We start from the raw sequence: 13532 nt of genomic DNA, 5'->3' as shown, positions 1-13532 counted from the left end.
GGTCTCGAAGCCGGGGTTGCCCAGCTTCTGCCCCGGCGCCGAGCAGCCGCCGCTGGAGGAGGTCACGGTCCAGGTGAAGGACGTGGACCCGGACGCGCCCGTGCTGTCCTTCGCCGTGACGGTGACGTTGGAGGCGCCGGCCGTGGTCGGGGTGCCGGAGATCAGACCGGAGGACGAGATCGACAGCCCGGCGGGCAGGCCGGTCGCGGTGTAACTCAGGCTCGCACCTCCGGAGTCGGAGGCGCTGATCTGCAGCGAGACCGAAGTGCCCACCGTCGTGGTCTGGTTGCCCGGGTTGGTCACGGTCACGGTGTTGCCCGTGGACTGGCCGATCGGCAGGCCGCCGGCCGGCGCGTACATCGCCACGTCGAAGGTGCTGCCGCTGGGCGCGTGGGCGACCGGGATGACCGGCACGGCGTTGCCGCCGGCGAGGACGGACGTGGAGATGTAGTCGCCGAACATCCGGCCCTGGCTCGTGTTCGGCAGCCATGCCAGCGTCATCGGGCCGGCCAGTTGCACGGGCGCGGTCCAGGTGGCGCCGCCGTCGGCGGAGGAGACGTAGCCCGCGTTCAGCTGGCAGGTGGTGTCCGTGCAGGAGGCGTTCGGGTAGTAGTAGTACGTCAGGCCGAGGCGGGCGGTGGCCCCGGAGCTGGACGGGTCCACGCCGATGCCGGGCACGAAGTGGTCTGCCGTGCTGGTGGCCGCGTCGATCGGCACCCGGACCGGCGTGCTCCACGAAGTGCCGTTGGCGGACGTCGACATGATGATGTCGTTGCTCGTGCAGCCGCTGCGGAAGCGGCAGTCGGACCACACCGCGTACACCTTGCCGGCGGCGTCGATCTCGGCGGAGGGCAGCGGTCCCTCGCGCAGGGTGTCCTTCGGGGCGAGCGAGGCCAGGTCGGACGCGGCGTCCTCCAGCCCGGCCACGGTGTGGTGCGAGACGGTGGCGATCTGCACGCTGGAGCCCCAGCTCGCACCGCCGTTGCTGGAGGTGAAGGAGCGTTCGGCGTCCTCGCTGGCGGAGGAGAAGGGCACTACGACGGTGCCGTTCGGCTGGACCACCGGCTGCCCCCCGAGGCCGCTCGGGCTGTCGGCCGGGCTCAGCTGGGCGCCCCAGGTCGCGCCGCCGTCGGTGGAGGTGCGCATGTGCTCGGCGTCGCCCGCGTTGGCGTCGTCGTACTCGGTGTAGCAGTGCCCGTAGTAGGGGCTGGCCGCGTGGTTGTCGCAGACCGTCCAGTTCTTGTCGTCGAAGGTGCCACTGGAGATGGTGACCGGGTTGCCCCAGGTGTGCCCTCCGTCGGTGGAGCGGCTCAGCTCGACGTCGACGTTGCTGCCGGAGGTGATGCCCAGCCAGGAGACCATCCAGACGCCGTCCTTGGCGTCGTAGGCCACCGAGGCGTCGCTGGCCGCGGTGTACGGGCCCCCGGTGTTGGTGGTCGAGCCCGGCATGAAGCCGTGCGTCCAGGTCTGGCCGCCGTCGGTCGAGGTGGCCCATCCGATGTTGGAGGCGCCGCCGCCGGAGACCCGGCCCACCTGGAAAGCGGAGACGACGGTGCTGCCGTAGCTGTAGGTGTCCGGCTCGACCTCGGTGGCGTGCTGGGCCTGGGTGTCGGAGTAGGGGTCGCTGCTGACCTGGGTGAGCGCCGGGGTCGCGGCATGGGTGCCGTGGCCGGCGGCCGGGGTGGGCGAAGCGAAGGCCGTGACCGCGCCGAGGGCGAGGGAGAGCGAGGCGAGGACGGTCAGGGCGCGTCGTCGGGCTCTGCGGTGGGGGTGTGTGCCTGTGCCCATCGTGCATGATCCTTTCTGCGCGGCGGCGGCAGGCCGCCAAGGAAGAAGGAAGGAGCCATGTACACGTCATGATTGTGCCCGCACGTACGCCCCGGGCACAGGATCACCACTGGCAGTGGTGCTCAACACCACAGGGAATCAGGCTCTCTGACGGGGCGTCAATGGCGGCGACCGCAAGCAGAGTCCGCCGCTCCGCATGCGCGGCCCGAGCCGACCGCCACCCCGTGAGCCCCTACGATCCCGCACCGGACTTCGGCCCGGCGCTGCGCCGCCGGGGTTCCCGCCCGCGCCGGGCGGCACGGCGGCGGGCCGCCGCCGAAGCCGCCGCCGGGACCGCCGCCACCACCCCGACGCCGCCCACCAGCACGAGCAGGTTGCGCAGGTAGGGCAGCGGCAGCAGACTCGCATTGCCGTGGTCCGTACCGGCCCGGAGGACGGCGGGCAGCCCGACCGCGAGCAGGCTCGCCGCCACCAGCAGGGCGCCCCGCAGCAGCGGGTGACGCCGCGTCAGCAGCGCGCCGACGACGCAGACGGCCGGCAGCCACAGGCCGTCGTGCAGCACCAGCGCGCCGAGCCCCCACAGCGCCACGTCCACCGGATCGTGGATCTGCGCGTCGGTCAGCAGTCCGTGGACGCCGAAGCCCAGCAGCGCCACCCCGGCGCCGCCGAGCAGTGCGCGCGTCGCCCGCACGGTCATCCGAGCACCTCCAGCCGGGAGACCCACTTCGTCTGCAGCACCCCGGGCCGGTTCGGGGCGATGATCCGGGCCGGGAAGCCGTGGTCCGGGGCCAGCACCTCGCCGTTGACGCGGAGTGCGAGCAGGGTCAACGGGTCGCGGCTGTAGGCGGGTTCGATCTCGGTGACCCGGTAGGGCCCGTCCGCCTCCAGCGAGGTGACCCGGACCCGGGCGCTCTCGGGGGCGCCCACACGCTCCAGCAGGTCCCGCACCCGGACTCCCGTCCAGCGGGCGGAGGCGCTCCAGCCCTCCACGCACGCGATCGGCAACTCGCATTCGTACTGCGGCAGTTGCCCGAGCTCGTGCAGACTGAGGGTGTATCCGCGCGGGCCGACCACGTGCAGCCGCCAGTCCGGCGGCACCCGCACCGTGCCGGCCTGGGCGGCGGTGCGGTTCACCGGAAGGCCCTGCGGACCGAGATCGGGGCGGCGCGGCGCGAGCAGGTCGAAGCGGGACAGCCACGGCACCGACTGCCCCGCGGTGACCAGCGTGACCGCGCCCACCGCGGCCGCGACGCCGCCCAGGAAGGCCCGCCGTTCGGCGAGCCCGGGCCTGACCCTCCGCCAGTTCGCGGCGATCGCCGGCGCCTTGGCCGCCACGTGCAGAAGCAGGCCGCCGGTGGCGATCCAGCCCAGCCAGAAATGGGTCTGCCGGAAGGGGAAGGGCCACGGGTACCACTGCAGCGTGTTGAGCAGACCGGTGAACAGCTCCAGCAGCAGGGCGGCCACCAGGAGCGCGATGCCCAGGCGCTCCAGGGCGTGGCGCACCCCGCGCACCGGCGGCCACGCGAAGAGCTTCGGGTAGACCGTCCACAGCTTGGCGCCCAGCAGCGGCACGGCGGCGATGCCGCTGATGACGTGCAGCCCCTGGGTGATCCGGTAGCCGTCGACCGGGCGGCTGGGCAGCAGGCCGCGGATCCAGCCGGGCGGATTCTGGAGCACATGGCTGACCAGTCCGGTGGCGAAGCAGAGCAGCACGCAGAGCCCGAGCCAGCGTCCGAGGACGACGGCGGTGCGCGGGTCGTGCAGCGGGGAGCGGAAGGACTCCTCGCGCGGGACCGGGAGTTCGGAGATTCGTCGGGTCGGCACCTGTCCATCACACCTCGGGCGGACGGCCCTCGGGGGCGGCGAACCGCTTACGGAAGTCGAACGTCGGCCCTGGGCCCGGGTCCGGTCCAGGGCGGACGTGCCACGGTGGTGGGGTGAGAGCACTCCTGGCCCCACTCGGCGCGCTCGCCGTCCTGGTCGGCGCGCTGGCCCTGACCGTCACCCGGGGCGGGACCCTGGGCGCGCACGGAGCCCTGTACGGCTGGTACGCCCTGGACGCGGCGGCCTTCGGCGCCGCCCTCGGGCTGCTGCGCCGCGCGGCCCGGCGCGCGACGGACCGTCAGGTGGCGGCGCTGGTGCTGCTCGGTGCGGCCGCGCTGGCGGTGACCGGGCTGCTCGCCCCGCCGCGCACCAGCGACGACGCCTACCGCTACGTCTGGGACGGGCGGGTACAGGCCGCTGCCGTCTCGCCGTACCGGTACGCCCCGGACGATCCGGCCCTGGCACGGTTGCGCGCCGCCTCCCCCGACCTGTTCCCGGTCCGGGGCGCCTGCACGGCCTGGGACGAGCGGCGGCTGCCCGACGGCGGCTGCAGCCATGTGAACCGGCCGTCCGTGCACACCGTCTACCCGCCGGTCGCGGAGCTGTGGTTCCTGCTGCTGCGCGGTGGCCTGCGGAACGCCCAACTGGCCGGAGCCGCGCTCTCATTGGCCGTCACGGCACTGCTGCTGACCCGGCGGGCGCGGTGGCGCGCCGCCGTGTGGGGCTGGTTCCCGGGGACGGTGCTCTGGGCGGTGAACGACGCGCATGTCGACGCCCTGGCGGTGCTGTTGACGGTCGGCGGGCTGCTGCTCGCGGCACGCGGGCGTACCCGGTGGGCCGGGGCCGCGGTCGGGGCGGCGGTGGCGACGAAGCTCTACCCGGTCCTCGCCCTGCCGGGGCTCGTGGCCGGCACCAGGCGGCGGCTCGCCTGCCTGCTCGCGGCGGCCGGGGTGGTCGCCGCGAGCTATCTGCCCTACGTCCTCGCCAACGGGGCGGGCGTGCTCGGCTACCTTCCGGGCTACCTGCACGAGGAGGGGTACGACCAGGCGGACGTGCAGCGGTTCGGACTGCTGCGGCTGCTGCTGCCGGACCGCGCGGCCCCGGTCGCTGCGGCGGCGGTTCTGGCCACCGTCGCGTTCCTCGTCGTGCGGCACGCCGATCCGCTCCGGCCGTGGCGGGCTGCGCTGCTGCTGACCGGCACGGCGCTGCTGCTGACGTCGCCCGCCTACCCGTGGTACGCGCTGCTGCTCGTGGCGCTGGCGGCGCTCNACGCGCTGCTGCTCGTGGCGCTGGCGGCGCTCGACGGCCGCCTCGAGTGGCTGGCCGTTCCGGCCGCCGGCGCCGTGTGCTACCTCGCCGGCGGCACCGCGCAGCAACCCGCCTACGGGGCGGCGCTGTTGGCGGTCCTGGCGACGGCCGGCCTGCGCAGGGCGAGGAAGCTGCGGCCGTCCGCACACCAGTGGTCGACCGGGCGCAGCCCGGCCGCGGCTGCCCGGAGCCGGGTGGCCGCTGGCCCGAGCCGGGCCCAGGAGAAGACCGGCCCGTAACGGCCGCCGGGCGCCTCGACCCGGACCAGGCTGCGCTCGTCCACCTCCTGCGGCTCCACCTCGACCAGCAACTGCCCGCCCGGTGCCAGCAGTTGGGCGATGCGCCGGAGCAGGGCGTCAGGATCGCCGCCGATGCCGAGGTTGCCGTCGGCGAGCAGAGCGGTGCCCCACCGGCCTTCGCCGGGGAGGGTGTCGAACACCGACCGGCACAGGGCCGCTCCGCCGATGCCCCGGGTCCGGGCCACGGCCGACCGCGTGACGTCCACGCCCAGTGCGGGCAGGCCGAGCGCCAGCAGCTCGGCGACCAGACGCCCCGGTCCGCAGCCCACGTCCAGCACCGGCCGCCCGAGCCGCAGGCAGCGGCTGAGCAGGCTGTGGTCGGCGGCGTCCGGCGGCGCGCACCAGCGGTCCACGTCCAGGCGCAGCCGGGTCCCGTCCTGGCGGCGCAGCCAGAGGGGACCGCGCCCGGTGCGCATGGCGTCGGCGAAGGGGTCGTCCGTCCAGGGGCGGGGCGTCACCCGGTCACCGGGACCTGGGCCTCGATCCGGCGGAAGGCGACGGCGAAGCCGCCGTCCGGTCGTTCCGCCGCTACCTCTCGGGCGGCGGCCCAGTCGTCGACATCGGTCAGCACGGGCAGCTCACGTACCGTCAACCCGGCGGCCCGGCACAGGACCTGACGGCCCGTGTCCGACATGGACATGGGCACGCCGAGCAGCAGCCGGCCTGCGGTCGCCGCGCTCGGGCGGGCCAGGCCCAGCGCCCAGAAGCCGCCGTCGGCGGCGGGGCCGAACCACACGTCCGCGCCGGGGCGGGCGGCCGGTGACAGGGCCTCGGCGAGCAGCCGCGCGGACAGCTGCGGGGTGTCCATCCCGACGAGCAGCGCGGGGGCGGCGGGATCCGCGTGCCCGAAGGCGGCGGTCAGCCGCGCGTCGAGGCCGCCCGTCGCCTGGGGTGCCACTTCCCAGCCCGGCGGCAGCCACGGCCCCGGCTCGCCGTCCAGGACGAGGAGGCGGCGTCCGGCGGGGACCTGCCCGAGCGTGGCGAGGGTGTCCGCGAGGGCCGCCTCGGCCAGCCACGCGGCCTGCTCCGGCGTGCACGGGGGGCACAGCCGGGTCTTCACCCGACCGGGCAGCGGCTGCTTGGCGACGACCAGCAGCGTGGGCGGTGGCGCGACCAGCACCGCCCGCATGTCGCGGATCGCCTGCCGGGTGCCGCGCAGCGTGCCGGTCACCTTCGAACGGCCGGTCCGGGGACGGTAGTCCACGTCCTGCTCGGCGATCCGCAGGCCCGCCGCAGCGGCGGCGAGGACCATCTCCAGCGGGTACCCGGACCGGCGGTCGCCCAGCCCGAGGGCCAGCAGCCGCTCGCGGCGGGCCGCGCGCATCGGGCCGAGGTCGTGCAGGGGGACGCCGGTGCGTGCGCGCAGTCTGCGGGCGAGCTCGGCGTTGGCCAGCCTGGCGTGCGGCGGCCAGGCACGGAAGCCGGCGGGGCGTCGGCGGCCCAGCACGAGGTCGGCCCTTCCGTCCAGCAACGGCCCGACCACGCAGGGGAGTTGAGCGGGATCGAGCGAGCCGTCGCAGTCCAGGAAGCACACCACGTCGGCGGTCGCCGCAAGCAGCCCCGCATGGCAGGCGGCGCCGAAGCCGCGACGCGGCTCGTGCACCACAGCGGCCCCCAGTTCGGCGGCGACCTGCGCGGAGCCGTCCCTGGAGCCGTTGTCCACCACGATCGCCCGCCACCCGGCCGGGATCCGCCCGAGCACCCACGGCAGCGCCTGCGCCTCGTCCAGACAGGGCAGCACCACGTCCACGGTCGAAGTCGTCATGGGCCGAAGCTACCCACGCCCGGGCGGCCGGAGGCGGCCGCGGCACCTTACGGAAGTCCTACGGCGCAGGTCGCGGCACGCCGTCCGGCCCTCCGCCTTCCTAAGCTCGTCCTGTGAGCGAGACATCGACCGAGAGCCCCGCCCGGATCCTGGTCGTCGACGACGACCCGACCGTGGCCGAGGTCGTCACCGGCTACCTGGAGCGGTCCGGCTACGAGGTGCAGCGCGCCGGGGACGGCCGCGCGGCCCTCCACCTGTTCGCGGCCCGGCGCCCGGACCTGGTGGTGCTGGACCTGATGCTGCCCGGCGTCGACGGCCTGGAGGTGTGCCGTCGGCTGCGGGCCACCGAGGCGGGCCGGGACCTGCCGGTGGTGATGCTGACCGCGAAGGGCGACGAGGAGGACCGGATCCTCGGCCTGGAGGTGGGCGCGGACGACTACGTCACCAAGCCCTTCTCCCCGCGCGAACTGGTGCTCCGGGTGCGGTCGGTGCTGCGCCGCAGCGGGCCGGGCGCGGCGGCCGCCTCCGGCCCGGCGTCGGCGGGCGCCCGGCTGCGCGCCGGGGACCTCGAGGTGGACCGCTCGGCCCGCCGCGCGTTCCGCGCCGGCCGCGAACTGGCGCTCACGCTACGGGAGTTCGACCTGCTGGCATTCCTGCTGCAGCACCCGGGCACCGTGTTCCCCCGCGAGGAGCTGATGCAGCGGGTGTGGGGCTGGGACTTCGGCGACCTGTCCACCGTGACGGTGCACGTGCGCCGGCTGCGCGAGAAGATCGAGCGCGACCCGGGCGCGCCCGAGCTGATCAGCACCGTCTGGGGGGTCGGCTACCGCTTCGACCCGGCTCCGACAGCGGGAGGCACGTCATGAAGGACCTGCTGGTGATCGCCGCGTACGCGGCGCTGGGCGCGGGGGCGGCCGGACTGGTGGGCTGGCCGCTGGTGCACTGGGCCCGGCGCCGGTCGCTGGCGCTGTCGCTGTTCGTGCTGGCCGCCGTCACGGTGCTGGCCATGGCGGCGGGGACGGTCTCGGTGGTCGAGGCCATGTTCCTGTCCCGCCACGACTTCGGCGTGGCCATCACCGTGACCGCCATGGCGGCGGTCGTCTCGGTCGGCCTGGCCCTGCTGCTCGGCCGCCAGGTGGTCACCGGCGCCCGGGCGCTGGCGACGGCAGCCCGCACGGTGGGCAGCGAGACCGGCTTCGCCGCCCCGGCGGCCCCGCTGGGGTCTGCGGAACTGGACGCGCTGAGCGCGGAGTTGGCGGCCACGAGCGAGCGGCTGGCGGAGTCCCGGCGGCGGGAGCAGACCCTGGAGCGGTCCCGCCGCGAGCTGATCGCCTGGATCTCGCACGACCTGCGCACGCCCCTGGCCGGCCTGCGGGCCATGGCCGAGGCCCTGGAGGACGGCGTGGCCGAGGATCCGGCCCGGTACCTTACCCGGATGCGGACGGAGGTCGACCGCCTCAGCGGCATGGTGGACGACCTCTTCGAACTCTCCCGTATCCAGGCGGGCGCGCTGACGCTCAGCCTGTCCCGGGTCTCCGTCTACGACCTGGTCGGCGACGCCATAGCCGGCGTCCACCCGCTGGCCCACGAGCGGCGGGTGCGGCTGGTGGGCCGGGAGATCGCCCGGGAGCCGGTCCTGGTGGACAGCCGCGAGATCACCCGGGTGCTGGAGAACCTGCTCGTCAACGCGATCCGCTCGACCCCGGAGGACGGCGTGGTCGCCGTGGCCGCGCAGCACCGCGACGGCGAGGTGCTGCTCTCGGTGAGCGACGCCTGCGGCGGCATCCCCGAGGCCGACCTGCCCCACGTCTTCGACACCGGGTGGCGCGGCAGCGCCGCGCGCACCCCGGCGGCCACCACCGGCGCGGGCCTCGGACTCGCCATCGTCCGCGGCATCGTCGAGGCCCACCAGGGCCGCGCCTCCGTCCGCAACACGCCGACCGGCTGCTGCTTCGAAGTCACCCTCCCCGCAGCCCTTCCGGCGGACCTGCCCCTGAACTGAGCGCCGGGCGGCGCCTTCTGACGGTGCCCCGGCGAGGAACGCCGGTCCCCCCGGCCACCCCTCCGGGAGCACGTGGGGCTCACCCAGGGCGGACGCGGGCAGACCCTCCCGGAACGGGATACGCGGGCACCGGTCCAGAGGCCGGGGCTCACCCCAGCGAAGGCGCGCGCAAACCCTCCCGGACGTGGACGCACGGGCGCCAGCCAACCTCGGGCGGCACGCCAGGGCCCACCCCAGAGCGAACGCGCGCAAACCCTCCCGGACGTGGACGCACGGGCGCCAGCCAACCTCGGGCGGCACGCCAGGGCCCACCCCAGAGCGAACGCGCGCAAACCCTCCCGGACGTGGACGCACGGGCGCCAGCCAACCTCGGGCGGCACGCCAGGGCCCACCCCAGAGCGAACGCGCGCAAACCCTCCCGGACGTGGACGCACGGGCGCCAGCCCACCTCGGGCGGCACGCCAGGGCTCACCCGAGGGCGAACGCACGCAGACCCTCCCGGAACGGGACGCGCGGGTGCCAGCCCAGTTCCGCGCGGGCGCGGCGGGAGTCCGCGGTGATGTGGCGGACGTCGCCGAGGCGGAAGTCGCCGGTGACCACCGGCTCGGGGCCGCCCGTCGCGCGGGCCAGTTCGAAGGCCAGCTCGCCGACGGTGCGCACCTCCCCGCTGCCGATGTTGAAGGCCCGCGCCGAGCCCGCCGGCCGGCGGGCCAGCGCCCGCAGCGCCGCGGCGTTGGCCGCCGCCACGTCGTCCACGTGGACGAAGTCCCGCCGCTGGCCCCCGTCCTCGAACACCCGCGGCGCCTCCCCGCGTTCGAGGCAGCCGCGGAACAGCGCGGCCACCCCGGCGTACGGGGTGTGCAGATGCATGCCGGGGCCGTAGACGTTGTGGTACCGCAGCGTCAGCACCCGTCCCCCGCAGGCGCGGGCCCAGGCGGCGGCCAGTTGCTCCTGCGCCGCCTTGGTCACCGCGTACACGCTGCGGGGGTCCAACGGCGCGTCCTCGGTCACCGTCTCCGGCGTCAGGAAGGCGCCGCACCGGGGGCACGGCGGCTCGAAGCGGCCCGCCTCCAGATCAGCCGGCCGCCGCGGCGCGGGGGCGACCGGGCCGTGCGCCGCGCAGCGGTAGCCGCCCTCGCCGTAGACCACCATCGACCCGGCCAGCACCAGGTCGCGCACGCCCGCCCGCGCCATCGCGGCCAGCAGCACGGCGGTGCCCAGGTCGTTGTGGGCGGCGTAGGCGGGCAGGTCGTCGAGGTCCACGCCGAGGCCGACCATCGCCGCCTGGTGGACCACCGCGTCCACACCGGCGAGCATCCCGCGGAGCAACTCCGCGTCCCGGACGTCCCCCTGACGGAGCGTCACCCCGGCGGGGAGCCGGGGGAGCGCGGCCCGGCCGTGCACCTCGGGCAGCAGGGCGTCGAGCACCCGCACCCGGTGTCCGTCCGCGAGCAGCGCCCGCACCACCGCCGATCCGACGAAACCCGCGCCGCCCGTCACCAGAACATCCATGGCCCCACGCTAGGTCCGCACGTCCGGGCCCAGGGGTGGTCCGGCCCCGCCGTCAGCAAGGCGTAAGAATCCGGCACGGGCTGGTCAGACGCCGTCGCACGCGTCACAGTGGCCCCGTGCACAGGGTTCTGGTGGTGGACGACGACGCGGCGATCCGCCGTTCGCTGCGGCGCGGGCTGACGCTCAGCGGCTTCGAGGTGGAGACGGCGGACGGCGGACGGGCCGCGCTGGCCCGGCTGGCCGACGCGCCGCCCGACGTGCTGGTGCTGGACGTGGCGATGCCCGACCTCGGTGGCACCGAGGTCTGCCGGGCGCTGCGGGCCTCGGGCGACGACATGCCGGTGCTGATGCTGTCCGCGCTCGACGAACTGGCGGACCGGGTGGCCGGTCTGGAGTCGGGGGCGGACGACTACCTGGTGAAGCCGTTCGCCCTGCAGGAGCTGGTGCTGCGGCTCCGGGCGCTGCTGCGGCGCCGGCCGGGCACCTCCGCCGGGGCCGGACGCCTGACGGTGGGCGGGCTGGTGGTGGACGCGGACGCGCACGCGGTGACGTACCTGGGCGCGCCGGTCCAGCTCACCCGGCGCGAGTTCGCGCTGCTGGAGGTCCTGGCGCGCAACGCGGGCCTGGTGCTGACCCGCGACCAACTGCTCGACCGGGTATGGGGTTACGACTTCGAGGTGCGCACCGACGTCGTCGACACCTTCGTCAGCTATCTGCGGCGCAAGCTGGAAGCGGACGGGCGCCCCCGGCTCGTCCACACGGTGCGCGGGGTGGGTTTCGTCCTGCGCGCCGCAGACCCCGAGGACGGCAGGTCGTGAGACTGTCCACCCGCATCGCGCTGGTCACCATGGCGCTGGTGCCGGTGGTCGTGCTCGGAGCCGGGCTGCTGCTGCTCGGCCTGGTCGCCCGGGACCTGTCCGCCGCGCAGGACGCGACGCTGCGCCAGCGCGCGGCGGCGGCGCTGCCGGACACCCGGCAACTGCTGCGCGCCGCCGCCCAGGACCGGACCGGCGTCGAGCGCAGCCGCGGTCGCAGCCTGGCCGCGAGCACCCTCGACGTCGGCGTCCGGGTCGTGTCCGACGGCGGGGTGCTGCTGGCCGAGGGCCCGCAGCCCGACCCGGGGCTGGGACTGCCGCAGCCCACCGGAGACCCCGTCAGTTTCCGTGCGGGCGGCGCCACCTGGCGGGTCCTGGGCCAGCCGGTGACCGGGCTGTCCGCCGGCGTCCACGGGCAGCTGTGGCTGTTCGCGCCCGCGTCGGTGGTGCGCGGCCAGACGGCCGCGGTGCGCCGCCGGATGCTGCTGGCCGCGCTGCTCGCCGTCCCGGTCAGCGGTGCGCTGGCCTGGGTCGCCGCCGAGGGCGCGGCCCGGCCCCTGCGACGGCTGCAGCAGCGCACCAGCGGCCTCGACCCGCGGACCGGCGGGACCCGCCTGGACCACCGGCCGTCCGGGGTCGCCGAGGTGGACGACCTCGCGGCGACGCTGCAGACCGCGCTCACCCGTTACGACGAGCAGGCCCGGCGCACGGAAGAGGCACTGGCCACGGCCCGGACCTTCGCGTCGGCGGCCTCGCACGAGCTGCGCACCCCGCTGATGAGCATGCGCACCGACCTGGACGTGCTGGGCGCCCACCCCGGCCTGGACGCCGGGGAGCGGGCACAGATCGTCTCCGAACTGCAGGACGAACACGCCCGGGTGGTGGCCCTGTTGACGGCGCTGCAGCAGCTGGCGCGGGGTGACCTGGTCGAGTCCGAGGACTTCCGCGACGTCGAGCTGACCGAGCTGGTCGACACCGCGGTCCTCGCGCTCCGGCGCCGGCTGCCGGAGGCCCGGGTGGAGCTGCGGGCAGCGGCGGGGCTGCGGGTGCGGGGCTGGGAGCCGGGGCTGCGCATCGCGGTCGAGAACCTGCTCGCCAACGCGGCCGTGCACGGGTGCCGACCGGGCGAACCATTGTTCTGCGAGGTCGAGTTGGGCGCCGACGGGAACCAGGCCCGCCTCGTCGTCCAGGACGCCGGGCCGGGCGTCCCCGAGGCAGAGCGGGAGGCGGTCTTCGAGCGGTTCCGCCGGCGGCCCGGCAGCCCCGGCTCCGGCTTGGGGCTGACGCTCGTCGCCCAGCAGGCCGCCCTGCACCGGGGCAGCGTGCGGATCGCCCCGTCGGCCCGCGGTGCGCGCTTCGAACTGCGCCTCCCGCTGGCCGGCCCCGGAGCGGCCGAGGGACCGGCGGCCGCGGAACTTCCGGAGCGCGGCCGCTGGTTCGGCGGTCCACAGGGATTCCACAAAGAGCCTTCCTAGCGTCCGCGCAGCGGGGCCCGACCCGGGCCCCACCGCAGTGGAGGAGGAAGAGCATGCTCCGCTACCGATCCGCACGACCGCTGGCCGCGACCGCGCTGGCCACCGTCCTGGTCCTCGCCGCCGCCCCCGCCTATGCCGACAGCGGGCCGGGCGCCTCGTCGGGCGCCTCGTCCGCTCCGGCCGCCGCCGCGCCGACCGGCGACGGCGCGAAGGCCCTGTGCCGGCGGGTGCCGAAGCTGGAGGCGCGCATCACGCGGGAGCTGACCAGGCTCAACGGCGGTCCCGGGGTGCGCGGCTCGGTCGCCCGCCTCGAGGCACGGGTGGCCGACGCGAAGAAGGAAGGCCACACCGCGGTCGCCACCTACCTGCAGGACCGGCTGACCTACCGGGAGAGCCTGGTGCCGATGCTGCAGCAGCGGCAGCGCGACCTGGCGTCCGTGCAGACCTGGTGCGCGTCCCAGGGGGCCGGCTCGTGAGGGTCCGCCTGCTGATCGCGTCCGTCGCCACCGCGGGCGTCCTGGCCACGACGGCGGCGTGCGGCGGCCACGCCTCCCCGCCAGCCGGGGCCGCGGCCCCGACCGCCGGAGCGACCACCGCCGCACCGCACGACGGCCAACTCGCCCGGATGCAGCAGCAGGTGGACGCGGCCCAAAGCGCCGCCGACGCCGCCGACTCGGACGCGGCGACGGACCCGCGCTGACGCCCCGGGAGCCGCAGCCCCGGCTGCCGGCCGGACCGGGCCAC

12 protein-coding genes and 2 pseudogenes are annotated in these 13532 nt (G+C 75.8%); 7 read left to right on the top strand and 7 right to left on the bottom strand.

Features of this window, described 5'->3' with window-relative positions:
- The 3 genes from ACFP3V_RS04945 to ACFP3V_RS04935 form a co-directional block, all read right to left on the bottom strand.
- On the bottom strand, window positions 1-1788 hold a 1788-nt coding region (locus tag ACFP3V_RS04945), incomplete at its 3' end, for a putative Ig domain-containing protein (protein WP_380580097.1).
- A gap of 232 nt (window positions 1789-2020) precedes the next feature.
- Window positions 2021-2485, bottom strand: a complete 465-nt coding sequence (locus ACFP3V_RS04940; protein WP_380580095.1) for a hypothetical protein — start codon at window positions 2483-2485, stop codon at window positions 2021-2023.
- A complete protein-coding gene (locus tag ACFP3V_RS04935; protein WP_380580093.1) occupies window positions 2482-3612 on the bottom strand; it encodes a molybdopterin-dependent oxidoreductase in 1131 nt (376 codons plus the stop codon). The genes ACFP3V_RS04940 and ACFP3V_RS04935 overlap by 4 nt, the downstream gene beginning before the upstream one ends.
- A 113-nt stretch (window positions 3613-3725) precedes the next feature.
- On the opposite strand from ACFP3V_RS04935, the pseudogene ACFP3V_RS04930 reads away from it, so the two are divergent.
- A pseudogene (locus ACFP3V_RS04930) lies at window positions 3726-4823 on the top strand (glycosyltransferase 87 family protein); the annotation flags it as partial.
- Between the two features lie 170 nt (window positions 4824-4993).
- On the opposite strand, the gene ACFP3V_RS04925 reads toward ACFP3V_RS04930, so the two are convergent.
- From ACFP3V_RS04925 to ACFP3V_RS04915, 3 genes and pseudogenes are all read right to left on the bottom strand, one after another.
- Complete coding sequence (locus ACFP3V_RS04925; RefSeq protein ID WP_380580091.1) at window positions 4994-5677, bottom strand: methyltransferase domain-containing protein; 684 nt, start codon at window positions 5675-5677, stop codon at window positions 4994-4996.
- A complete protein-coding gene (locus ACFP3V_RS04920) occupies window positions 5674-6348 on the bottom strand; it encodes a TIGR04282 family arsenosugar biosynthesis glycosyltransferase (RefSeq protein ID WP_380580107.1) in 675 nt (224 codons plus the stop codon). Before ACFP3V_RS04920 ends, ACFP3V_RS04925 begins: the two co-directional genes overlap by 4 nt.
- Window positions 6322-6969: pseudogene (locus ACFP3V_RS04915) on the bottom strand (glycosyltransferase family 2 protein); the annotation flags it as partial. The gene ACFP3V_RS04920 and the pseudogene ACFP3V_RS04915, both read right to left, overlap by 27 nt.
- 128 nt (window positions 6970-7097) lie before the next feature.
- On the opposite strand from ACFP3V_RS04915, the gene ACFP3V_RS04910 reads away from it, so the two are divergent.
- Window positions 7098-7850, top strand: coding sequence for a response regulator transcription factor (locus tag ACFP3V_RS04910; RefSeq protein WP_380580089.1), 753 nt, complete (start codon window positions 7098-7100; stop codon window positions 7848-7850).
- Window positions 7847-8986, top strand: coding sequence for a sensor histidine kinase (locus tag ACFP3V_RS04905; RefSeq protein WP_380580087.1), 1140 nt, complete (start codon window positions 7847-7849; stop codon window positions 8984-8986). The genes ACFP3V_RS04910 and ACFP3V_RS04905 overlap by 4 nt, the downstream gene beginning before the upstream one ends.
- A gap of 468 nt (window positions 8987-9454) precedes the next feature.
- On the opposite strand, the gene ACFP3V_RS04900 is transcribed toward ACFP3V_RS04905, so the two are convergent.
- Complete coding sequence (locus tag ACFP3V_RS04900) at window positions 9455-10498, bottom strand: NAD-dependent epimerase/dehydratase family protein (protein WP_380580085.1); 1044 nt, start codon at window positions 10496-10498, stop codon at window positions 9455-9457.
- A gap of 116 nt (window positions 10499-10614) precedes the next feature.
- On the opposite strand from ACFP3V_RS04900, the gene ACFP3V_RS04895 reads away from it, so the two are divergent.
- From ACFP3V_RS04895 to ACFP3V_RS04880, 4 genes are read left to right on the top strand one after another with little or no spacing between them, the layout of a single operon-like run.
- Entirely contained in the window at window positions 10615-11316 is a 702-nt protein-coding gene (locus ACFP3V_RS04895) for a response regulator transcription factor (protein ID WP_380580083.1), read from the top strand.
- Window positions 11313-12788: a sensor histidine kinase gene (locus tag ACFP3V_RS04890; RefSeq protein ID WP_380580081.1), complete on the top strand. Its 1476-nt coding sequence runs from the start codon at window positions 11313-11315 to the stop codon at window positions 12786-12788. The genes ACFP3V_RS04895 and ACFP3V_RS04890 overlap by 4 nt, the downstream gene beginning before the upstream one ends.
- A gap of 53 nt (window positions 12789-12841) precedes the next feature.
- Complete coding sequence (locus ACFP3V_RS04885; protein WP_380580080.1) at window positions 12842-13264, top strand: hypothetical protein; 423 nt, start codon at window positions 12842-12844, stop codon at window positions 13262-13264.
- Window positions 13261-13488 (top strand): hypothetical protein, encoded by a 228-nt coding sequence (locus ACFP3V_RS04880; RefSeq protein ID WP_380580078.1) that lies wholly within the window; start codon window positions 13261-13263, stop codon window positions 13486-13488. The genes ACFP3V_RS04885 and ACFP3V_RS04880 overlap by 4 nt, the downstream gene beginning before the upstream one ends.
- Window positions 13489-13532: the final 44 nt, after the last annotated feature.

Source organism: Streptacidiphilus monticola, from assembly GCF_042658505.1.
Classification (GTDB): Bacteria; Actinomycetota; Actinomycetes; order Streptomycetales; family Streptomycetaceae; genus Streptacidiphilus; species Streptacidiphilus monticola.
Note: the sequence above shows the minus strand (reverse complement) of the source record. Positions and strands in the feature narration are given on the sequence as shown.

What these genes read in the sequence shown, in the direction of transcription:
- ACFP3V_RS04940 (WP_380580095.1), bottom strand. Translation starts at nt 2,485, where the DNA reads ATGACCGTGCGGGCGACGCGCGCACTGCTCGGCGGCGCCGGGGTGGCG.
- ACFP3V_RS04920 (WP_380580107.1), bottom strand. Translation starts at nt 6,348, where the DNA reads ATGCGGGCGGTGCTGGTCGCGCCACCGCCCACGCTGCTGGTCGTCGCC.
- ACFP3V_RS04905 (WP_380580087.1), top strand. Translation starts at nt 7,847, where the DNA reads ATGAAGGACCTGCTGGTGATCGCCGCGTACGCGGCGCTGGGCGCGGGG.
- ACFP3V_RS04900 (WP_380580085.1), bottom strand. Translation starts at nt 10,498, where the DNA reads ATGGATGTTCTGGTGACGGGCGGCGCGGGTTTCGTCGGATCGGCGGTG.
- ACFP3V_RS04885 (WP_380580080.1), top strand. Translation starts at nt 12,842, where the DNA reads ATGCTCCGCTACCGATCCGCACGACCGCTGGCCGCGACCGCGCTGGCC.